Below are 21,180 nucleotides of genomic sequence, written 5' to 3'. Positions count from 1 at the left end.
CCGAAAGATCCGATGGACATCAGTGATCCGCAGTTCCTCCTGGCCGTGCTGCAGATCGTGTGGATCGACCTGCTGCTCTCGGGCGACAATGCGGTGGTCATCGCGCTCGCATGCCGATCCCTGCCCGAGCATCGCCGGCGCACCGGCATCCTCCTGGGCGCCGGTACGGCGGTGCTCCTGCGCATCGTATTTGCATTGGTGGTGTCGTCCCTGCTCGCAATCCCCCTGTTGCGGATCGTCGGCGGCCTTCTCCTGATGGTCATCGCGGTGAAACTCGCGGTCGGCGAAGACGAGGCCGATCCGACCGTGGCGGAGAGCACGACGCTCTGGCGGGCGGTCCGGACCATCGCGATCGCCGACGCCGTGATGAGCCTCGACAACGTCGTCGCCGTTTCGGCCGCCGCGAAGGGGCATGCCGCTCTCTTCGTGTTCGGCCTCCTCCTCTCGATCCCCCTGATCATCATGGGCGCCTCACTGATCACGGCACTCCTCGTCCGGTTTCCGCTGATCCTCTGGGCCGGAGCGGCCCTGCTCGGCTGGATCGCCGGGGAAATGATCGCCACCGATCCGCTGGTCGCCGGTGCGATAGCGCCCGTGGGCCACGCGAGCGAGATCGCGGGCACGGCCGCCGCGCTGCTCGTGGTCGGCGTCGCTCGCATTCTCTCGCAGCAGCGCACCGTGCGGGCAGGAGGCGCCACGTGAGCGGACGCCTGCCATGGCTCGGCTCGTTCGCACGGAGGGGGCGTGAACTCCTGCGCGGCGGGCGAACCTCGGCCAGAAAGCTGGATCGCTCCGGGGCCAGTGCCCTGCGCGCGGCGTTCGCGGCCTCGCCCGATCGACAGTTCCTCTTCGCTCGGCTGCCGGATGGCGGGTTTCGCCTCTCGGCCTGGAACGCGGCGGCGGCCCACGCCGTCGGCCGCGACGACGAGGCGATCGGCTGCGAGCTCGCGGCGCTCCTACCGACGGCGCAGGCCGCGCCGTTGCGCGCAGGCCTTGAGCGGGCGGTCGCCACGGGCGCGATCCTGCGGATGCAGGACCAGACGACGCTTCCGGGTTCCGGCTTCGCCATGGAAGCCACCTACGTACCGCTGCACGAGCCGGATCTGTGCCCGATCCGGCTCGTGCACGTGAGTCTCCGCGACATCCGCCCGCCGAACCTCGCCGATGCCGAGGCGCGGGAAGCCAACCGACTCCTCGTCATGGCCGAGCAGGTGGCTCATGTGGGCCATTGGCACCTGCACATTCCCTCCCGCGTCCTGCGGTGGTCCGAAGAGGTCTACCGAATCCATGGGCTCGACCCACGGACCTTCGACCCGACGATCCAGGACAGCATCGCCGCCTGTCATCCGGACGATCGCCTCGCCGTATCGCGGCAAATCGCAGGCGCGATCCGTCGCGGCGCGGATTTCGACATGTCCCTGCGCCTCGTGCGGCCCTCCGGCGAGGTCCGGGAGGTGCAGGTCCGCGGCGTCTACCAGGGCGAGCCCGGACTTTCCGGGCGTGCTGCGCTGCGTGGGTCCATCTTCGGCGTCTTCGCCGACGTCACAGAGCTGAAATCCGCCGAGCGTGCCCTCGCCGAGAAATCCGCCCTCCTGGAGGCGACCCTGGAGAGCATGGACCAGGGCCTGCTGATGATCGACGGAAGGGGGCGCATCCCGGTCATCAACAGGCGTGCCATCGAGATCCTGGCGGTCTCGCCCGAGCTGATCGCGCGCGCGCCGGACTACCGGGCCCTGCGCCGGCACCTGCGCGAGACCGGAACCTGGGGTACCGCGATCGAGGCGCCGAGCCTCTGGCGCCTGGACGAGGACCGGCGCACCACCGAGTTGCGGTCCGAGCGCAGCCGGGCCGACGGCCGTGTGATCGAGACGCGGTCTGTGCCGATGCTGATGGGCGACGGCCACGTCCAGACCCTGACGGACGTGACGGAGCGGCGGCGAGCCGACGAGCGTCTGCGCGAGAGCGAGGCGCGCTATCGCCTGCTGGCCGATCACACCTCCGACCTCATCGTCCTCGACGACGCCAGCGGACGCCACCTCTACATCTCGCCCGCGGTGACGACCATGCTCGGCTACGGCGTCGAGGAGGCCAACCGCGTCGGCCTGCGCACCCTCGTGCATCGCGAGGACATCGCGAACCTCTCGGCCACCCTGCATGCCCTCGGCCCCGAGCGGCCGGCGGGATCGGTGATCTACCGGATGCGCCATCGCTCCGAGCGGGACATCTGGGTCGAGGCCGCCTTCCGGCGCATCGAGGACCAGGGGGAGGTCCAGATCATCCAGGCGATCCGCGACGTCTCGCAGCGCCAGAAGCAAGAGGCCGATCTCCAGAGCGCTCGCGCCGCCGCCGAGGCCGCCGTGCTGGCGAAAGCCGAGTTCCTGGCCAATATGAGCCACGAACTGCGCACGCCGCTCGCAGGCATCCTGGGCGTCCACGATCTGCTGCGGAGCGACGCCAGCCTCGGCCGGGACCAGACGCGTCTCGTCGGACTCGCCCAGGAAGCCGGCCGATCCCTGCTGACGATCGTCAACGACATCCTCGACTTTTCGAAGATCGAGGCGGGTCACCTCGTGATCGAATCGCTACCCTTCAGCCTCAACGACCTGATCGAGGGATGCCGCGAACTCAGCGTCGAGATCGCGCAGGGACGCGACGTCCACGTCGCCACCGATGTCGGTCCGGACGTCCCCGACTGGGTTCTGGGCGACCCCACCCGGCTTCGGCAAGTCATCCTCAACCTCGCCACCAACGCGATCAAGTTCACGCCCCGCGGCTCCGTCATCCTGCGGGTACGCTGGACCCCGGCAGCGGAGGCGTTGACGCGGCGGCCATCGTCCCTGCGGATCGAGCTCGTGGATACGGGGATCGGCATCGCACCCGAGGTGCTGCCGCAGCTGTTCGAACGCTTCGCGCAGGCCGACGGCTCGACCTCCCGACGCTATGGCGGGACCGGCCTCGGGCTGACGATCTGCAAGCGCCTGGTTCATCTGATGGGGGGCGAGATCGGCGCGGAAAGCCGGGTCGGCGCGGGCTCCGTGTTCTGGTTCGTGGTGCCGCTGCGTCTGGCGGCAGCGCAGAACGAGGCCGACCTCCCAAGGCCTGCGCTCCTCAACCGCCCCTCCCCCGTGCGTTGGCGCGTCCTCCTGGCAGAGGACAACCCCATCAATCAGGAGATCATCGGCACGGTGCTGCGCCAGAAGGGGCACGCGGTCACCGTGGTGGACGACGGCGAACGGGCCGTGACGGCGGCCTTCGCACAGGAACGCCCGGAGTTGATCCTGATGGACGTGCAGATGCCGGGACAGGACGGGCTCGCGGCGACGCAGGCGATCCGTGCCCGGGAGCGGCAGGAGAATTGCTCGCCGACACCGGTCATCGCCCTGACCGCCAATGCGATGCCCGAGGAGATGGAACGATGCCGCGCCGCCGGCATGGATGCGCACGTTCCCAAACCGATCGAGTGGCCGGTGCTGTTCGCCACCATGGAACGCCTCGCCGCGCGGGGCGGACCGGACCCGGGCGTTCCCCGGACAGCGGAACGCCCCGCTCCGTGAGGAGCGAGGCGTCCAGACGACGGGAGCCGCTGCGGTCGACTCTCAGTAGGCGGCGGGGTCCGCGCTGTCGCTCGGCGACGCGAAGGCCTTCACCATGGCCTCGCTCATCGGGAGGTTCAGGTTGATGCCCCGCGGCGGAATCGGCTTGGTGAACCACTTATCGTAGAGCGCCTTGCCCTCGGCGCTCTTGTAGAGCTTGGCGGTGGCTTCGTCCGCGACGGCCTTGAACGGGGCATCGTCCTTGCGCAGCATGATGCCGTACGGCTCAGGCTTCGACAGCGCCTCGCTGGAGATCGCGTAGGCGCCGGGCTCCTTCGAGCTGGCGGCCAGCGAGGCCAGGAGCACGTCGTCCATGACGAAGGCCACGGCGCGGCCGGTCTCGACCATCAGGAAGGCCTCGGCATGGTCCTTGGCCGGAAGTATGGTCAGGCCGAGGTTGCGCGCAGTGTTGGCCTCGTTGATCTGGCGGATGTTGGTGGTGCCCGAGGTCGAGACCACGGTCTTGCCCTTCAGATCCTCGATCTTGTCGAGCTTGGCCGACTTCTTGGCGACGTAGCGCGTCGCGGTCAGGAAGTGGGTGTTGGTGAAGGTGGCCTGCTTCTGGCGATCGGCATTGTTCGTGGTCGAGCCGCACTCGAGATCGATGGTGCCATTGGCGATCAGCGGGATGCGGGTCGCCGAGGTGACCGGATTCAGCTTCACCTCGAGGTTCGGGAGCTTGAGGTTGGTCTTCACGGCCTCGGCGATCTTCTGGCAGATTTCCAGGGCGTAGCCGACGGGCTTCTGGTCACCGTCCAAGTAGGAGAACGGAACCGACGCATCCCGGTAGCCGATGGTGATCGTATTGGTTTCCTTGATCTTCTTCAGGGTTCCGGTGAGCTCTTGCGCCTGGGCGCTCCCTGCCGCGAGCACTGACAGCGCGACGCTGACAGCAACGGCGGACAGGGTGGATCTCTGGTGACACGAACGCATCTGCGGGCTGACTCCGGGAGGTCGATCACGGGACGGCGATCGACGGGACTGACCTGGGCAACGTAGCAGCGGTGCGAACCGCCGCAATCGTTGATTTCGCGCTGTCCAAGCTGGCAACGCGCCTGCCCCTGGCAAACCCCGTGCCGTTGGCCCACGCTGCGTAGTTTCCGCCCCAACCCTTGGCGCAGCGAGAGGGGTGCCCACGCAAAAAGGCCCGACTTTTCAGCCGGGCCAAATCGCATGTCTCGAAGTGTCGGATCCATGAAGATCCGGGCTCACGAGGAGCCCGGATCGCGCCGTTCCGTCGGCTTAGAAGTCGCGCTGGACGCGGCCGCGGATCTGGAAGGTGTCCGCGGAGGTGACGGTGCGCAGACCGGCCGCCTGGGCAGCGGTCAGGGTGTTCACCGTAGCGGCCGTCAGGACGCCGTTGCTGTACTGGTCGATCACACGGCCGTTCTGCAGAGCGACACGGGTGTAGAAGCCCTCGACACCGATATCGAGGTCCTTGACCGGCGACCAGATCAGGCTGCCACCGGCAACGAACTGGTTGTTATCACGCAGCACCGGGCTGAGAGCGAACGAGCGGGTCCCCGGCGCACCAAGGAACGTGTTGAGGTTCACGCTACCGGAATTGCCGTACGCGAGAGCGTTCGCCTCGCGAGCACCACGAGCGAAGGCCATCTCGCCGTAGCTGCCGAACACGGCCGAGCGCCACTCGGGCGACCAGTAGTGCAGGTAGGCAGCGGTGACGGTCCAGCTGTTGGACAGCTCGATCTTACCCGTCAGCGGGTTCAGCGTGGCATCGGCCATGTAGGGGTCGAAGCCAGGACCGTTGATGGTGCTCGCTGCCCGGGTGTAGCTGCCGTTGTACGAAGAGTAGCCGGTGTAGAGGGTCGCGCCCTCGCCGTAGGCGCCCTGCAGGTACAGGGTGTCGCCCGGGGCGATGAAGGGCATGTTGATCTTCACGCCAGCCTGCACGGCCCAGCCGTACTCGCTCGAAGCGGACGGGCCGGGACCGATGAGGCCCGGGGCGAAGCCCGTCGCCGCACCAAGGACTGTCGGATTACCGATGATGTGGCTGGTGTTAAGCTCCTTGACCGCAGCGGAGAGCTGCGCAGAACCCCAGGCGGCGTCGTAGCGCAGAACGCCGACGAAGTCGGGCATGCGGTTACGCTGAGAGACGTCCACCGTCGAGAAGGTCGGGATGCCGTTCGCATCCGTCGAGATCAGAACGCGAGAGGGGGCGCCGACGGTCGTCGATTCCTGCGAATTGATCCAGTTACGGCGGAAGGACGGGTCTTCCAGCGAGACCGTGGCCGAGAGGCCGCTGCTGCCGAGCTTGCTCGTGTAGGCGAGCAGGTTGGTGGACTGCACGTCGGAGTTGGCGGTGGCGCCGGCGAACTCGAAGTCGTGGGCGTAGAAGTCGAAGAACGAAGAGGCGCGACCAGCGGTCAGGCCGGCGAACTGGATGAACGCCTTGTCGGTGTTCACGAACTGCTGGACGCGACCGTTCTGGTCCTGGCCCGTGGCGGCGAAGGCGTTGCCAATGCGCTCCTGGGTGCCGGAGCGGAGACCGCCGGTGGCGCCGGTGCGCGAAGAGAACTGGAGACGCACGAAGGCGCGCAGGGTGCCGTAGGCGGTCTGCGTGCGGGCATCGACGTTGATGCGGGCGAGGCCGATGTAACCGGTGGTGTCGCCCTGCGAACCCTGCGAGGACCGGGCAGAAGTCGGCTGGTAGCCGACGTCGAGGCGGGCGCGGCCCGAGAGACGGATGCAGGTGTCGGTGCCCGGGATATAGAAGAAGCCGGCGCCATAGGCAGAGCATACGCGGACGTATTCGATCGGAACAGCCTTCTTGACCGGGAGGTCGGCTGCCTGTGCTCCGGCGACCGCGGCAAACCCTGCCGCGGAGGCGAGAAGCGAGCTCTTCAAGAGCTTCATTGATATCTCCAAAAGCTTCGAGACCCGAGGGAAGGCTTACTACGCCCAGGATCTCTATGGATCCCGGTGTCGCGTGGCCCTTTGTTCTTGAATGACCGAGCGTTGACCGCTGGAAATTGTCTTGCTGCCCTGGCGTTGCCCCCAGTGCACGATCACTCTGTGCGAGCGGGTTCCCGGCGGCAACTCGGAATCGTGATCGGCGTGGCGGTTCCGGGGCGCTGTTGCGGCGTTGCAACGTTCGGCAGGTGGCTAAGTGACTGTTCCGAGGGCAGGTTTTCCAGGCCGACGTGGCGTCGGGCAGCCGGGCCGAAGAGCCCCGATGTCGCGGCAAGTCTCAGGAAATACGGAATAATCCGTGATCTATGACACATCGCAGCCGCGTATGAGGCCGTTGATCTCGACCGGCGCTGGTCATGATTGCGGCAGGCCGAGGCGCATCGGCGCCCAAAGGGCTAGGCAGGAGCGCAGGGGATCACCGAGCCCGGTCCGCGTTTCGCCACTGCCTGTCCAAGACACCGAATCGACTAATCCTGTCCTCGGCGGATTAGGATCGATCCCGCGAGCCGGTCCCGTTCATCGTCCGTCCGACGCCATCGTCAATCCTGGAGGCCGATCACCTGAAAATTGGTGTGAAGCTCGTCCGACATCGGCACGTTGAGGCGGATGCCGGTGGGCAGGCGCTTGAGGAACCAGCGCTCGTAGATCCAGCGCAGTTCACGGGATTCGGCGAGGCGCTGGAAGGTCGCAGTCACGAGGCCGGCGAACTGCGGGTCGTCCTTGCGGAACATCAACCCGTAGGGCTCGAACGACAGCTTGTCGGGGAGCACGGTGTAGGCCGAGCCATCGGGGCCGGCAGCGGCGATCAGGCCGTAGAGCAGGACGTCGTCCAGCCCGAGAGCGTCGGCGCGCCCATCCCGGACCATGGCGAACGATTCGGCGTGGTCATGGCCGGTGACGATGGTGGCGGGAATGCCCAGACGAGCGAAGAGGGCACGCAGGACGCCCTCGTTGGTGGTCCCGGCGGTGACCGCCACCGTCCGCCCGGCCAGATCGCGGAACGAACCCACCGGTGCGCCGCGCTTCACCAGCAGCTTGGTGGCGCTGAAATAGGTGACGGGCGAGAAGCCCACCAGCTTTCGCCGCTCGGCATTGGCCGTGGTCGATCCGCATTCGAGGTCGATCCGGCCGGACGTGACAGCCTCGATCCGCGTCTCCGAGGTGACGGGCTCGTACAGAACCTTCAGATCGTTGCGCCCCAGCTCCTTGCCGATGTCGTCTACGACTTCCAGGCAGAGGTCGAGGGCGTAGCCGACCGGCCGGCCGGCCGAGTCCTTGAAAGAGAACGGCAGGGAGCTCTCGCGATAGCCGAGGCGCACGGTGCCTGTCTCGCTGATGATCTTCAGCGTACCGGCGAGCACGTCGATCGCCCGAGCCGAGCCGGCTCCGGCCATCAGGCCGATTCCCGCCAGTACCCCGATGATGACGCGACGTGCTGGCATGTGCGACCTCGACACGAACCTGAACCCGGGCAGCGCCCGCTGCCGCGCGCGATCGCTACTCCGCCGGCTCCGGCAGGGGGCTGACGTCGCGGTCCAGGCGCTGGTCGGACAGCGTCAACTGCCCCTCCCACTTGGCCACGGCCACGGTGGCCACGCTGTTGCCGAGGACGTTGGTGGCCGAGCGTCCCATGTCGAGGAACTGGTCGATGCCGATGATGAGGAGCAGGCCCGCTTCCGGAATCTGAAAGGTGGTCAGCGTCGCGGAGATGACGACCAGGGAGGCGCGCGGCACGCCGGCCATGCCCTTCGAGGTCACCATCAGGAGCAGGAGCATCGTGAGCTGCTGCCCGAGCGTCAGGGGAATGTTGTAGGCCTGGGCGATGAACATCACCGCGAAGGTGCAGTACATCATCGACCCGTCGAGATTGAACGAATAGCCCATCGGCAGCACGAACGAGGTGATCTTGTTCGGAACCCCGAAGCGCTCGAGGTTGGTCAGGGTCTTCGGATAGGCCGCCTCGCTCGATGCGGTGGAGAAGGCCAGCAGGAACGGCTCCTTGATGAGGTCGAGGAGGCGCTTCATCGCCGATCCGACCAGCAGGAATCCGACGAAGGCGAGCAGGCACCAGAGCAGGGCCAGGCTGACGTAGAACTCCAGCATGAACTTGCCGTAGGTGACGAGTACGCCGATGCCCTGGGTGGTGATGGTGGCCGCGATGGCCGCGAACACGGCGATCGGCGCGAAGCCCATGACGTAGCCGGTGATCTTGAGCATCACGTCGGCGAGGCCCTCGATGCCCTGCGCGAGGAGCTTGCCCTTCTCGCCGAGCGCGGCCAGGGCCACGCCGAAGAAGATCGAGAACACCACGATCTGCAGGATCTCGTTGTTGGCCATCGCCTCGACCGGGCTCTTCGGCACGAGGTGGGTGACGAACTCCTTCAGGGACAGCGAAGCGGCCTTGAGGTTCGTGGTGGCGCCGGCATCGGGGAGCGGCAGGTTCAGGTTGTCGCCGGGCCGGAGGATGTTGACCATCACGAGGCCGAGGAGCAACGAGCAGAGCGAAGCGCCGACGAACCACAGCATCGCCTTGCCGCCGACGCGGCCGACCGAAGCAGTGTCGCCCATGTGGGCGATGCCGACGACGAGGGTGGAGAAGACAAGCGGGGCGATGATCATCTTGATCAGGCGCAGGAAGACGTCGCTGATCAGCGCGATGTATCCGGAGATCTCCTTCGAGGTCTGCGGATCCGGCCAGGTGATGTTGCAGAGATAGCCGACGGCAATCCCGAGCAGCATGCCGATGAAGATGTACGTGGTGAGCCTGGACTGCATCGCTTCCCCCACCGCCGCACCCGACGACGCCCCGCGCCGGGAACCAGAAGCCTGGTTCCATCGGACCGGTACTGCACGAGGCATGCCAGGCTCGAGATCACGAAGCCGGCCAGGGGATTAAGTCCCGGACCGGAACGTGCCCTTCCAGGCGCTCGTCAGGGGGAGGCTAGCCTTTTTCCGGCCACAATCAAGCAGGGCCTTCGTGGGCGCCCATCCGCGTGAGGCTCCTCAGGCCGCTCGCAGGCGGGCCGCGGCCTCGGCCGAGCGCCGGATCAGATCGGTCTCGGGCGCTCCGGGTGGGACGACCCAGCTTCCGCCGACGCAGAGCACCGGCTTCAGGGCGAGCCAATCCGGCGCGGTCGCCTCCGAGATGCCGCCGGTCGGACAGAATCGAACCTGGCCGAAGGGGCCGGCGAGCGCCTTCAGCGCCTTGATGCCGCCGGCGGCTTCGGCGGGAAAGAACTTGAACCGGTCGAGGCCATGGTCGAGGCCGCGCATGATGTCGGCCGCATTCGCGACGCCCGGCAGATAGGGCACACCGCGCGCGAGGGCGGCGCGGGTCAAGGGATCGGTCAGGCCGGGGCTCACGATGAAGCGCGCGCCCGCCTCCAGGGCGGCATCAAGGTCGCGCGCGTTCAGCACCGTACCGGCGCCGACCACGGCGCCGTCGACCCGCGACATGGCACGGATGACGTCCAGGGCCGCCGGCGTGCGCAGGGTGACCTCCAACGCGGTCAGCCCGCCTGAAACCAGGGCGCGGGCGATCGGTTCGGCGTGGGCGACATCCTCCACCACCAGCACCGGGATGACGGGAACGGAGCGCATCAGGGCGTCGATGGAGGTCATGGGCAGCGTCCTTGGCAGCGGAGGCGGTGGGATCAGAGGCCGGCGGCAGCGAGCATGGCGGAGGCACCCTGCTCGGCCCCGTCGGCGCCGTGGCGCATGAAGGCGAAGAGCTCGCGCCCGGTACCGAGGGCCGGCGGCGGCGCGGTGGCCTCCGCCCGGGCTTCCCACTCGGCCGGATCGACGAGGGCTTCCAGGGAACCGTCCTCCGCGCTGAGACGCACCACGTCGCCGTCGCGGATCCGGGCGAGGGGACCGCCGCCGAGGGCTTCGGGGCTGAGATGGATCGCCGCCGGCACCTTGCCGGAGGCGCCGGACATCCGCCCGTCCGTGACCAGGGCAACGCGGAAGCCGCGGTCCTGCAGCACGCCGAGTTGCGGGGTGAGCTTGTGCAACTCGGGCATGCCGTTGGCCCGCGGCCCCTGGAAGCGCACCACCACCACGACGTCGCGTTCCAGCTCGCCCGCCTTGAAGGCCGCCATGACGTCGTCCTGGTCGTCGAAGACGCGCGCCGGCGCCTGGATCGTCCAGCGCGCGGGATCGACGGCACTGGTCTTGAAGGTGGCCCGGCCGAGATTGCCCTTCACCAGCCGCATGCCGCCATCGGGCTGGAAGGCATTGGCGGGGCTGCGCAGGATGGTCTCGTCGTGCGAGCGCTCGGGCGCATCCTCGAAGACGAGTTCGTCATCGATGAGCTTCGGGTCGCGGGCGTGATCGCGCAGGCGCGTGCCGGCCACTGTTAGGATGTCGTCGTGCAGCAGCCCGGCATCGATCAGGCTGGCGATGACGTAGGACATCCCGCCGGCCGCATGGAAGTGGTTCACGTCGCCCGAGCCGTTCGGGTAGACCTTGGCGACCTGCGGCACCACCGCCGAGAGCCGGTCGAAATCCGCCCAATCCAGGACGATGCCGGCGGCCCGCGCGATGGCGGGCAGGTGGATGGCGTGGTTGGTCGAACCACCCGTGGCCAGCAGGCCGACCACCGCGTTGACGATCGCCTTCTCGTCGATGCAGCGGCCGAGGGGCCGGTAGTCGTTGCCGTCGGCGCCGATCTCGGAGAGGCGGTGGACCGCCGCGCGCGTGACGGCCTGGCGCAGCTTGGTGCCCGGATTGATGAAGGAGGCGCCGGGCATGTGCACGCCCATCACATCCATCATCATCTGGTTCGAGTTGGCGGTGCCGTAGAAGGTGCAGGTGCCGGCACCGTGATAGGAGGCCGATTCGCTCTCGAGCAGCTCGTCGCGGCCGACCTTGCCCTCGGCATAGAGCTGGCGGATGCGCTGCTTCTCCTTGTTGGCCAGCCCCGAGGGCATCGGTCCGGCCGGGATCAGGATCATCGGCAGGTGGCCGAAGCGGAGCGCGCCGATGAGCAGGCCCGGAACGATCTTGTCGCAGATGCCGAGCAAGGCCGCGCCGTCGAACATGCCGTGGCTGAGCGCCACAGCGGTCGAGAGCGCGATGGTGTCGCGCGAGAAGAGCGACAGTTCCATGCCGCGCTGACCCTGGGTGACGCCGTCGCACATGGCCGGCACGCCGCCGGCCACCTGCGCGGTGGCGCCGACCTCCCGCGCGAACAGCTTCATCTGCTCGGGGTAGCGGCCATAGGGCTGATGCGCCGAGAGCATGTCGTTGTAGGCGGTGACGATGGCCATGTTCATCGCCCGGCCGGACTTGATGACCGCCTTGTCCTCTCCCGAGGCCGCGAAGCCGTGGGCGAGGTTGCCGCAATTGAGCATCGGGCGGTGGACGCCCGAGTCCCGCTCCCGCGCGATCAGGTCGAGATAGGCCTTCCGGGTCGGTCCGGAGCGTTCGATCACGCGCGCCGTGACGGCGGCGATTTCCGGATGAAGCGCGCTCATGGCCAATCTCTCCTCGCGTCCAGGCGAAGCCCGCTCCCAACTCGCGCCGGGTGCGGCGGGTCCCGCCAGCAACAATCTACCGCGCCAGCGCGACAGCGGCGCGATGACGTGGGCCTGATCTCGATTCCGGCCACCCGCGGTCAATGGCGACTGGGCGCCGTGCTGGCCCGCCTCCGCTGCAGGTCGCGGGCCAGCCTACGCCTCAGTGACCGCCGGCCGCCAGGGCCGCACCGGGCTTGTGATGGGTGCCGAGGCGTTCCACCATCGTGGCCGTGGCATCGTTCATGCCGACGAGTTCGACCCCGATGCCGTGGCGGCGAAATTTCAGGACCACCCGGTCCAGGGCGTTGACGGCGGTGATGTCCCAGAAATGGGCGGCCGTCAGGTCGACGACGATCCCCGTCAGCCCGGCCTCCCGAAAGTCGAAGGCGCCGTGGAAGGCCTCCGCCGTGGCGAAGAAGATCTGCCCGGTGACGCGGTAGGTCCTCACCGTGCCGCTCCGCTCCGAGGACACCGAGAAGTAGCGGGTGACCTTGTGGGCGAAGAACAGGCCGCTGAGCACCACGCCGAACAGGACGCCCTTGGCGAGATCGTGGGTCGCCACCACCACGGCGACGGTCCCGACCATGACGAGGCTTGAGCTCTTCGGATGCGTCAGGAGGGTCTTGAGCGACCCCCATTGGAAGGTGTTGATCGAGACCATGATCATCACCGCCACCAGCGCCGCCATGGGAATCTGCGCCACGTACGGCCCGAGCACCACGATCAGGAAGAGCAGGAACGCCCCGGCCCAGAGCGTCGAGAGGCGGCCGCGACCGCCGGAGGAGACATTGATCACCGACTGGCCGATCATGGCGCAGCCCGCCATCCCGCCGAACAGGCCGGCGCCGATATTGGCGAGGCCCTGACCGGCACATTCCCGGTTCTTGTCCGAGCCGGTATCGGTCATCTCGTCGAGGATCGCCGCGGTCATCAGGCTCTCCAGCAGGCCGACCATGGTCAGCGTCAGCGCGTAGGGCAGGATGATTCGCAGCGTCTCCCAGGTGAGCGGCACCTGCGGCAGGGCGAAGACCGGGAGTTCGGTGGGGAGAGCCCCCATGTCGCCGACCTTGTGGATCGGCAGGCCCATGGCCATCGAGAAAGCGGTCAGGACCAGGATGGTGATGAGCGGCGATGGCACCGCCCTGGTGATGTAGGGGAGACCGTAGATCAGCCCGAGGCCGACGGCCGTCATGAGATAGACGGTGGTCCCCTGCCCGATCAGTTCGGGCATCTGTGCGAGGAAGATGAGGATCGCCAGGGCGTTGACGAAGCCGGTGACCACGGAGCGCGAGACGAAACGCATCAGATTGCCGAGCCGGAGGGCGCCGGCCGCGATCTGCAGGAGCCCCGTCAGGATCGTCGCGGCGAAGAGATGGCCGAGGCCGTGCTCCTTGACGAGGCTGACCATCACCAGGGCCATCGCCCCGGTGGCGGCGGAGATCATCGCGGGTCGACCACCCGCGAAGGCGGTGATCACCGCGATACAGAACGAGGCGTAGAGGCCGACCTTCGGATCGACCCCTGCGATGAGCGAGAAGGCTATGGCCTCCGGAATCAGGGCCAGGGCGACCACGGTGCCGGCCAGGATCTCGCGCGTGATATCGGGAGCCCACTGGCTCCGCAGGTTCGTCAGGGACATGGGTGACAGACATCCAATCGTCCCCGCGCAGGTTGGGCAGAGGGGAATCGAGCGGGAATCCCGGCACCTGTGCGGGCCGGGCATGACGGTGTCTCGAGGAACAGACGGGCGTCGGGGAGAGCGGCTACGGCGGCGTAGGCCGGGCGTACAATCTGGCTCGATCCTTCAACATGGTTCGGGTCTTAGCAGGATTGTGCGACGATGCAATGGAAGGCGTCGGCAAGACGGGACTGGCCGCCTCGTAGACGCTGCAACCGTTTACGCACCTGCAAGCAGGGCTGGCATAAGGTCCCGGGGTCGTCGGTAAACCGAGCCTATGCCCGAATCCACTCCCAGCCTGATTGAGGCGGCCCGCCAGAGGCCGTGGTATCGCCTGCGCCTGCCGGCGGACCTCGAATCCCGGTTCGCGGAGACGACCCGCCGGTCCCGGGCCACCTACATCCAGTCCTGGCTGCTGGTCTTCATGGTCTTCAACGTGATCTCGTTGAAGATGGATTTCGATCAGTTCGGCCCCGATCGCTTCGCGGTTCCGGCCTTCCTCACCCTGGGTGTGTTCCTGCCGTCCGGCCTGCTGGCGATCCTGGCGCTGCACGGCCTCACCAGCGCCCGGCGGCAGGCCGGGATCGTGGCGGGCATTGCGCTGCTCGACATGGCCATCGTCCTGAACAGCGCCCGGATCGCACCCGCCGCTCACGCGGATACCTACCTAATCCTCGCGGTGATCGTACCGATGGCCGTGGGCATGATCGCGCCCCTGTCGTTCCGGCACAGCCTCGTCCTCTGCGGCAGTGCCTTCGGCCTCTATGCGACCTACGTCGTCGGCTTCGTTCTGCCGCGCAGCGAGGCGACGGGCCTGCCGCTGCTGATCGCCGGGCTCACCCTCGTGCCGATCAAACTCGCCTATTCACGCGAATGGACCTGCAAGGAGGCCTTCCTGCTCACTCTCGAGAAGTCGGCCCGCGACGTGGATCTCGCTGCCGCCAATGCGCGCCTGACGATCCTGTCCGAGACCGACAGTCTCACCGGACTGCGCAACAGGCGGAGTGCCACTGCGCGCCTGCAGACGGGCTGGGCCGAGGCCTCCCACGAGGGCGGCTGGGTGATGCTCGCCCTCATCGACATCGACGCCTTCAAGCGCCTGAACGATACGGCCGGACATCCGGCGGGCGACCGCTGCCTGAGGCAAGTCGCGCAGGCCCTCGAGACGGAAGCGGCCCTCCACGGCGCTCAGCTGGCACGTTACGGCGGAGAGGAGTTCATTCTCTTCCTGTCCGGCGTCGAGCCGGTGCGGGCGACCGCGATCGGGGAGAGCCTGCGGCGGGCAATCGAGCGCCTTGCCTATCCGCATCCAGGATTGCCGGACGGCGCCTACGTCACGGTGAGCATCGGCGTGGCGGCGGCGCATGGCAGCCTCGGCGCCCTCGGCATCGGCGCCGCCGATCTTCTGAAGGCGGCCGACGACGCCCTGTACTGCGCCAAGCGCGGCGGCCGAAATCGTGTTGAGTCCGCACGCCTCTCCCCAGCATCGGCCAACTCCGATCTGGTTCCGGCCAGCGCGCTCGGGTGACGATAGGGTCTCCGCGGCAGGTCCGCGGCGCAGCCCCGGATGGGGTCAGTCGAGACCGTCGCTGACGAAGTCGGCGTCGCCGTAGCCGGCCGGATCGCGCACATCATAGACGGGAGCCCGGCGTTGAACCGGCCGCGCAACGGCCACCGGCCGGTAGGCGCGCCCATAGGGCTCGCGCCCCATCTGCATCCCGGCCGACATCACGCCATCGTCTTCGCCACGGCGGCGTCGCGAAGCCATGACCGTCCTGCCGTCGATGACGACGCGCGTCCGGCCCATACCCTGTGCCTTGACGAGACTGAACAGGGTCGCGGCATTCTTCGGTGCGAGCCGAACGCAGCCATGCGAGGCCGCGCTGCCGAGGCGCCGGGTGTGGTTCGTGCCGTGGATGGCGTGGCCCTGGCCGGTGAAGAAGATCGCGTTCGGCATCGGCGCATCGTCGAATTCACGCGAGAAATGCGTGCGCTCCATCCGGAACGGGCGATGGTTCCCGGTCGGCGTGTCATAGCCGTCGACGCCCGTCGAGACCGGCCAGTCGTAGCGCGTCTGCCCATCGACCGTGACGGTCATGCGCTGGGCGTCCTTGTCGACGGCGATCAGGATGTCCGCCCAAGCGGGGCAGGCCAGAATCGTCGCCACAGCAAGTCCGGGGAGGACGGACGTCAGACGGAAGCGCATCGTATCCCTTTGGCCGAACGGATCAAATTCGAACGCCTACGCTTGTGGCGCGCGTTGGTTCCACCCGGGCGGATGGCTGGACTGCGCAGACCCTGGATCAGGCACCCGGAGCGGCCTCAGGGCGCCGGACCTCCGCGGCGGCCGCCTTCATCACGCGCGCGACCAGGCCGTAGGTTTCCACCCAGGCGTCACGGACCTCGGGCGTGAAGTCCGGACCCAGCCCCTGCTCGAGGGTCCAGAGCAGGGCGGAGCCCACCGGCTCGTAATGGGCGGCCTGGGTGCCGAAGGAGACGTGCTGGCGGCCCAGGGTCTGCAGGGCCGGAACCACCATGTCGGGCTTGTGGAGATTGGTCACCGCGAGCCCGAGCATCGTCATCAGCTTCTTCTTCTGCTCGCGCATGTCTTCGGGAAACATCGACCGGACCTCGGGCGCGATCTCGAACAGGCGCCCGTAGAACAGGTCGGCCGCCGTATCGGCGATCGGCCGCACCTTGGCGAAGCTGTCCTGGACGAGGGTGACTTGATCCGGGGTCATGCGGGACTCTGTATGGGAGGAACGGGCGCGCCGGGGCGCTCACACCCGTTGTTGCGCCGGCCACAGCATCTCTCAAGGAAAAACGGCCGCGTCCAGCAGGAAGGCCGTCACCTCAGGTTCTTGCGTCCGAAGCCGTACCGACTTCGCGAAGCTGAACGGATCCTGCCAACAAGCTTCAGCATGGGTGCAGCGCCGCCCTGTCAATCTGTTCTTCGACAGCCGGAAGATCACCGACTGGGCCACCGAGACCGGGCACGATGCCGGCCTCCTCGACGCAACAGGGGATGGGCGATGACGAAATTGGCAGCACTGACAGCCGCTGCACTGGTGGCTCTGGGCACGTTCGGATCACCGGCGGCGCAGGCCCGCGGCAGTGGCGGCGCGATCGCGGCCGGCGTCATCGGTGGCCTGGCGGCGGGAGCCCTCCTCGGCGCCGCCGTCTCCGAGGCACACGCGGCCCCTGGATACGGATACGGCTACGGACGGCCCGCACCGGCCTATGGATACGAGGAGGAGGCCCCGGTGGTGCGCTATCGGCCGGCGCCCGTCATGCACAGCTACGAGTACGACGAACCTCCGGGCTACCGCAGCCCGCGCGCCGTCCGGGCCTACGACGACGACTTCGGCCATTACGGCTATCGTCGGGCCGGGTATGGCTACCGGAGGGATTGCGACCGGCCGCACTGGCGCGGCGGCTGGTAACGGGATCGCTGCGCGAGGCCGCACGGGCAATCCGACGGCCTCGCCGCGCATCAGTGGATCGGGCCGCCGCAACCGTCATGACCGGGCCGCGTTGCCTTGGTTCGCGGATAGACACGCTATCCGTCAGCGAACGGCGCCGTAGCCGACCGATGAGATGGACCTCGAATACTCCTCCCTGTGCTTTCCGCGCCCCGACAACTGTAATCGAAGTCCGTTTCGGATCGGGGTCGACCGCGCCCTGGCTCTCTCGTTCCCGCCTCCGGTCGGCGCCGATCTGCCGGACCGGATGGCCCTCGCCCTCGACGCCCTGATCTCCGCCCTGCCCTCCGACCGCGAACCGGATGGCGGCTCCGGCCACCCTTGAGATCAGACGGCTCGGACATCCGGGGATCGACGCGTAGGGACTCTTCGCGGGCGTGATCGAAATCGCGCTTGGGACCCCTCGCTTTCGCGACGGCGTTCTCCGGTCAGATGGTGGCAGACTCGGAGACCGGGACCTTGGCGCATGACCTCAGCTATCCGCCCCTGAATATCCCCAAGCCGGTTGCCGACGGTGTTTGGATCGTCGACGCGGCCCCCATCCACGCGGGCGGCATCCCGCTGCCCCTCCGGATGACGGTTCTCCGGCTCGCCGGCGGCGAGTTGCTGCTGCATTCGCCGGTGGCCCACCACCCCGAACTGCAGCGCGCCCTCGAAGGGCTGGGCCGCATCGGTCACCTCGTGGCACCGAGCATGGGCCACTGGATGTTCCTCGAGGATTGGCAGACGGCCTGCCCGAACGCGATCACCTGGGCGGTGCCGGGACTCGAGGATCGCGGACAGGTCCGTCGCTCGGGCGTGGTGATCGACGCCGAACTGACCGATACGCCACCCCGTGCCTGGGCGAACGAGATCGATCAGGTTCTGATCGCCGGTCCGGTGTTCAAGGAGGTCTGCCTCTATCATCGACCGAGCCGGACACTCCTGCTGACGGACCTCGTCATCAATCTGGAAGGGGACCTCCTGCCGGTCTTCGCGCGCGCCCTCGCGCGCCTGCTCGGGATCGTCGCGCCGGACGGCAAGGCGCCGCTCTACCTCCGGCTTCTCCTGCGCACGAATTATCGGGACACGCTCGAGGCGGCCCAGCGCCTCGTGGCCTTCGAGCCGGCCCGAGTCATCTTCGCCCATGGCCAATGGTTCGATCGCGACTCCGCGCGCGAGTTGCGACGCTCGCTCGCCTGGATCCTCGGAGGACACTCCGCGGAAGGTCGGCGCGTCCGGTCGGGCGGAGCCGTCGGCCCGCAGGCCTCGAACGCGACGGCACTCGCCGGCTTGGCCGTCATCGGCGCACTCGGGCTGATCGCCTATATTCGACGGGCACGGCGCTGAAGATCGCAACCCGGACGCGACCGTCGCGGGAATGGTGCGGACGGCGGGACTCGAACCCGCACAGCCAAAGGCCGCAAGATTTTAAGTCTCGTGCGTCTACCGGTTTCGCCACGTCCGCATGCCGTGACCAGCGGTAGCGGGGCGGCCGTCGCAGATCAAGGCGTCCAGCCGTAGAGCCATGCGTAGCGCTGGTTCATGCCATCGGGACCGAGGCGGCGCATCATCGCGTTGCGGATCGCGCCGACGAACGGACCGGCGTGGTAGGTCCGGCCGTTGGCGCGAGCGGCCCGGCGGACCTGGCGGACCCGCTTCGTCCGAAGGGCGGCGTAACGGGCCAGCGCCATGCCGGGTTCGGCGCCCTCGTCGGTCAGCACCTGGGCGAGGATCGCCGCGTCCTCGATCGCCAGGGCGGCGCCCTGGGCGAGGAATGGAAGGATGGGATGGGCGGCATCGCCGATCAGCACGAGCCGGCCGCGCGCCATGGGACGGGCCGCACCGCGATCCTCCAGCGACCAGACCAGCCAGGAATCCGGGACGGCCAGAAGAGCGGCGAGGGGCGCGGCGGCATCGCGGAAGCGGGCGCGCAGCACGGCCGGCTCGCCGAGTTGGCCCCAGCCCTGGCTGCCCGTGCGCTCCGGGATCACCGCCACCACGTTGACGTGCTGACCACCCCGGATCGGATAATGCACCACGTGCCGTGCCGGCCCGAGCCAGAGACCGGTGGCGTCTCCGTCGAGTTCCGGCGGCAGCGCCTCGTGCGGCACGATCGCCCGCCACGCCGCGGCGCGGCCGGAGCGCAGGTCCTGCCCGTCGAGGTGGCCCCGCAGGCGCGAGCGGACGCCGTCGGCCCCGACGACGAGATCGGCCGAGAAGAGCTCGGTCCGTGTCCCGGCACCGCTCTCCAGGGTCAGGTCGATGCCGTCCGGCCGCTCGGCCAGGGCGGTGACGTCGCGCCCGACGAGGAGCCTGATGCCGGGCCGGCCGCGCACCGCGTCGAGGAGCAGGGTCTGCAGGTCGGCCCGGTGGATGACGTAGTAGGGCGCACCGAAGCGCTCGCGCAGGCCGGCACCGAGGGCGACACCGCCGATGATCCCGCCGCTTCGCAGAGCGCGCACGACCACGGCCGGCGGCTCGCTGGCCGCGCGCCGCAGCGCCGCGCCGAGCCCGAGACCGATCAGCACCCGGCTCGCATTGGGCGAGAGCTGGATCCCGGCCCCGACCTCGCTGAATCCGGTGCGGCGCTCGATCAGGGTGACGGAATGGCCGGCGGCGTCGAGGGTGAGCGCGGCCGTCAGGCCGCCGATTCCCGCGCCGACGATGGCGATGTCCAGGGCCGGCACGGGGCCGCCGCGCCGACTCAGGCGGCGGCCGGGGTCCGGTCGTCCCAGACACAGATCGCCGGGTCGGCGTTGCCGGCCGCTAGGGTCGGCCGGTAGCGGAACAGCGTCGAGCAGTACTGGCAGATGGTCTCGTCGTCCGTGCCCATGTCGAGGAAGATGTGCGGATGATCGAACGGGGGCTTGGCCCCGATGCACATGAACTCCTTCGAACCGACGTGGATCACCGCCACGCCGGGCTCGTTGTGGAAATGCGGGACCGCTTTGTCAGCCATCGCCTCGTCCTGCCTGCCGGCCCGCCGAAGACGCGTCCTCGGGCGGGCATCCGTGTTGCCGGGGTCTGCCGGGAACCGTCTCTAGCCGCTCCCCCGGCCCAAGCCTAGTGTGGCGCGTGCCAAGGGTTGGCCTCACGCGCGCCTCACCATACATAAGGTGCGACCCCGCCCCGGTGCCCTCCGCGAAACGCCCCCATGACCCAGAACGAACAGGCCGTGTCCGAGAGCGGACGCCGCGCGCCCCAGCCGCCGATTCACGGACCGGACGCGTTCGAGGGCATGCGCAGGGCCGGCCGGCTGACGGCCGAGGCCCTCGACGTCCTGATGGAGGCGACCGCCCCGGGCGTCACCACCGAACATCTCGACAAGCTCGCCTACACCTTCGCGATGGATCACGGCGCCTATCCGGCCTCGCTGCTCTACCGCGGCTATCCGAAGTCGATCTGCACCTCGATCAACCATGTGGTCTGCCACGGCATCCCGAACGACAAGCCCCTGCGCGAGGGCGACATCGTCAACCTCGACATCTGCCTCATGGTGGATGGCTGGCACGGCGACTCGAGCCGGATGGCCTATGTCGGCGACGTTCCGCGCAAGGCGCAGCGCCTGTGCGAGATCACCCACGAGTGCCTGATGCGCGGCATCGCCGCGATCAGGCCGGGCGGCTCGACCACGGATATCGGGCGGGCGATCCAGACCTATGCCGAGGCGGAGCGCTGCTCCGTGGTGCGCGACTTCTGCGGGCACGGCCTCGGGCGCACCTATCACGATGCGCCCACCATCCTGCACTACGTCGAGCCGAGCTACGACGTGAAGTTCCAGCCCGGCCAGTTCTTCACCGTGGAGCCGATGATCAATCTCGGCCGTCCCGCCGTGAAGGTGCTGTCCGACGGCTGGACCGCGGTGACCCGGGACCGCTCGCTCTCGGCGCAGTTCGAACACACCGTCGCGGTGACGGAGACAGGGGCGGAGATCTTCACCCTGTCGCCGAAGGGCCTGCACCAGCCTGCACCCACCGCCGGCTGATCCGCCTCCC

General features: G+C 68.3%; 18 protein-coding genes and 1 tRNA gene. 7 read left to right on the top strand and 12 right to left on the bottom strand.

The window, feature by feature from the left end; translation table 11 throughout:
- Window positions 1-12 precede the first annotated feature (12 nt).
- Together ASF49_RS03090 and ASF49_RS03085 are read left to right on the top strand one after the other, a co-directional pair.
- The gene (locus tag ASF49_RS03090; RefSeq protein ID WP_056467433.1) at window positions 13-702 is read left to right on the top strand and encodes a TerC family protein; all 690 of its coding nucleotides are present in this window, start codon (window positions 13-15) and stop codon (window positions 700-702) included.
- Entirely contained in the window at window positions 699-3,554 is a 2,856-nt protein-coding gene (locus ASF49_RS03085) for an ATP-binding protein (protein ID WP_056467430.1), read from the top strand. The genes ASF49_RS03090 and ASF49_RS03085 overlap by 4 nt, the downstream gene beginning before the upstream one ends.
- A 42-nt stretch (window positions 3,555-3,596) precedes the next feature.
- Here the strand turns inward: ASF49_RS03085 and ASF49_RS03080 are convergent, their stop codons facing one another.
- The 7 genes from ASF49_RS03080 to ASF49_RS03050 form a co-directional block, all read right to left on the bottom strand.
- Window positions 3,597-4,526, bottom strand: coding sequence for an amino acid ABC transporter substrate-binding protein (locus ASF49_RS03080; protein WP_056467427.1), 930 nt, complete (start codon window positions 4,524-4,526; stop codon window positions 3,597-3,599).
- 309 nt (window positions 4,527-4,835) lie between these two features.
- Window positions 4,836-6,467, bottom strand: coding sequence for a porin (locus tag ASF49_RS03075; RefSeq protein ID WP_056467424.1), 1,632 nt, complete (start codon window positions 6,465-6,467; stop codon window positions 4,836-4,838).
- A gap of 596 nt (window positions 6,468-7,063) precedes the next feature.
- Window positions 7,064-7,966, bottom strand: coding sequence for an amino acid ABC transporter substrate-binding protein (locus ASF49_RS03070; RefSeq protein ID WP_056467421.1), 903 nt, complete (start codon window positions 7,964-7,966; stop codon window positions 7,064-7,066).
- Between the two features lie 55 nt (window positions 7,967-8,021).
- Window positions 8,022-9,299, bottom strand: a complete 1,278-nt coding sequence (locus tag ASF49_RS03065; protein ID WP_056467417.1) for a dicarboxylate/amino acid:cation symporter — start codon at window positions 9,297-9,299, stop codon at window positions 8,022-8,024.
- A gap of 228 nt (window positions 9,300-9,527) precedes the next feature.
- On the bottom strand, window positions 9,528-10,145 hold the full coding sequence (gene eda, locus ASF49_RS03060; protein ID WP_056467414.1) for a bifunctional 4-hydroxy-2-oxoglutarate aldolase/2-dehydro-3-deoxy-phosphogluconate aldolase: 618 nt from the start codon (window positions 10,143-10,145) through the stop codon (window positions 9,528-9,530).
- Window positions 10,146-10,177: 32 nt separating this feature from the next.
- Window positions 10,178-12,001, bottom strand: a complete 1,824-nt coding sequence (gene edd, locus ASF49_RS03055) for a phosphogluconate dehydratase (RefSeq protein ID WP_056467411.1) — start codon at window positions 11,999-12,001, stop codon at window positions 10,178-10,180.
- 202 nt (window positions 12,002-12,203) lie between these two features.
- On the bottom strand, window positions 12,204-13,682 hold the full coding sequence (locus ASF49_RS03050; RefSeq protein ID WP_056467408.1) for a SulP family inorganic anion transporter: 1,479 nt from the start codon (window positions 13,680-13,682) through the stop codon (window positions 12,204-12,206).
- A 316-nt stretch (window positions 13,683-13,998) separates the two neighbouring features.
- Between ASF49_RS03050 and ASF49_RS03045 the strand changes: the two genes are divergently transcribed.
- Window positions 13,999-15,249: a GGDEF domain-containing protein gene (locus ASF49_RS03045; protein WP_056467405.1), complete on the top strand. Its 1,251-nt coding sequence runs from the start codon at window positions 13,999-14,001 to the stop codon at window positions 15,247-15,249.
- A 45-nt stretch (window positions 15,250-15,294) separates the two neighbouring features.
- Here the strand turns inward: ASF49_RS03045 and ASF49_RS03040 are convergent, their stop codons facing one another.
- On the bottom strand, window positions 15,295-15,927 hold the full coding sequence (locus ASF49_RS03040; protein ID WP_056467402.1) for a L,D-transpeptidase: 633 nt from the start codon (window positions 15,925-15,927) through the stop codon (window positions 15,295-15,297).
- Between the two features lie 97 nt (window positions 15,928-16,024).
- Window positions 16,025-16,462 (bottom strand): globin family protein, encoded by a 438-nt coding sequence (locus ASF49_RS03035; RefSeq protein ID WP_056467399.1) that lies wholly within the window; start codon window positions 16,460-16,462, stop codon window positions 16,025-16,027.
- 291 nt (window positions 16,463-16,753) lie between these two features.
- Between ASF49_RS03035 and ASF49_RS24350 the strand changes: the two genes are divergently transcribed.
- The 3 genes from ASF49_RS24350 (at window position 16,754) to ASF49_RS03020 (ending at window position 18,532) form a co-directional block, all read left to right on the top strand.
- A complete protein-coding gene (locus ASF49_RS24350) occupies window positions 16,754-17,164 on the top strand; it encodes a hypothetical protein (RefSeq protein WP_082510761.1) in 411 nt (136 codons plus the stop codon).
- A 154-nt stretch (window positions 17,165-17,318) separates the two neighbouring features.
- Window positions 17,319-17,528 carry a hypothetical protein gene (locus ASF49_RS03025; RefSeq protein ID WP_056467393.1) on the top strand — a complete coding sequence of 70 codons (210 nt, stop codon included), beginning with the start codon at window positions 17,319-17,321 and terminating at the stop codon, window positions 17,526-17,528.
- 134 nt (window positions 17,529-17,662) lie between these two features.
- Window positions 17,663-18,532, top strand: coding sequence for a DUF4336 domain-containing protein (locus ASF49_RS03020; RefSeq protein WP_243214308.1), 870 nt, complete (start codon window positions 17,663-17,665; stop codon window positions 18,530-18,532).
- Window positions 18,533-18,564: 32 nt separating this feature from the next.
- On the opposite strand, the gene ASF49_RS03015 is transcribed toward ASF49_RS03020, so the two are convergent.
- The 3 genes from ASF49_RS03015 to ASF49_RS03005 all read right to left on the bottom strand — a co-directional run bounded on the left by ASF49_RS03015 (window position 18,565) and on the right by ASF49_RS03005 (window position 20,144).
- Window positions 18,565-18,650: transfer RNA gene (locus tag ASF49_RS03015), tRNA-Leu, on the bottom strand.
- A gap of 37 nt (window positions 18,651-18,687) precedes the next feature.
- Entirely contained in the window at window positions 18,688-19,872 is a 1,185-nt protein-coding gene (locus ASF49_RS03010; protein ID WP_056467388.1) for an FAD-dependent oxidoreductase, read from the bottom strand.
- A 17-nt stretch (window positions 19,873-19,889) separates the two neighbouring features.
- Complete coding sequence (locus ASF49_RS03005) at window positions 19,890-20,144, bottom strand: zinc-finger domain-containing protein (RefSeq protein WP_056467385.1); 255 nt, start codon at window positions 20,142-20,144, stop codon at window positions 19,890-19,892.
- Between the two features lie 195 nt (window positions 20,145-20,339).
- Here ASF49_RS03005 and map point away from each other — a divergent pair, with 195 nt between their 5' ends.
- A complete protein-coding gene (gene map, locus ASF49_RS03000; RefSeq protein ID WP_056467382.1) occupies window positions 20,340-21,170 on the top strand; it encodes a type I methionyl aminopeptidase in 831 nt (276 codons plus the stop codon).
- Window positions 21,171-21,180 lie beyond the last annotated feature (10 nt).

The organism is Methylobacterium sp. Leaf104 (assembly GCF_001422885.1).
In the GTDB taxonomy this organism is placed as follows: domain Bacteria; phylum Pseudomonadota; class Alphaproteobacteria; order Rhizobiales; family Beijerinckiaceae; genus Methylobacterium.
This window is presented reverse-complemented; position numbering and strand designations above follow the sequence as displayed.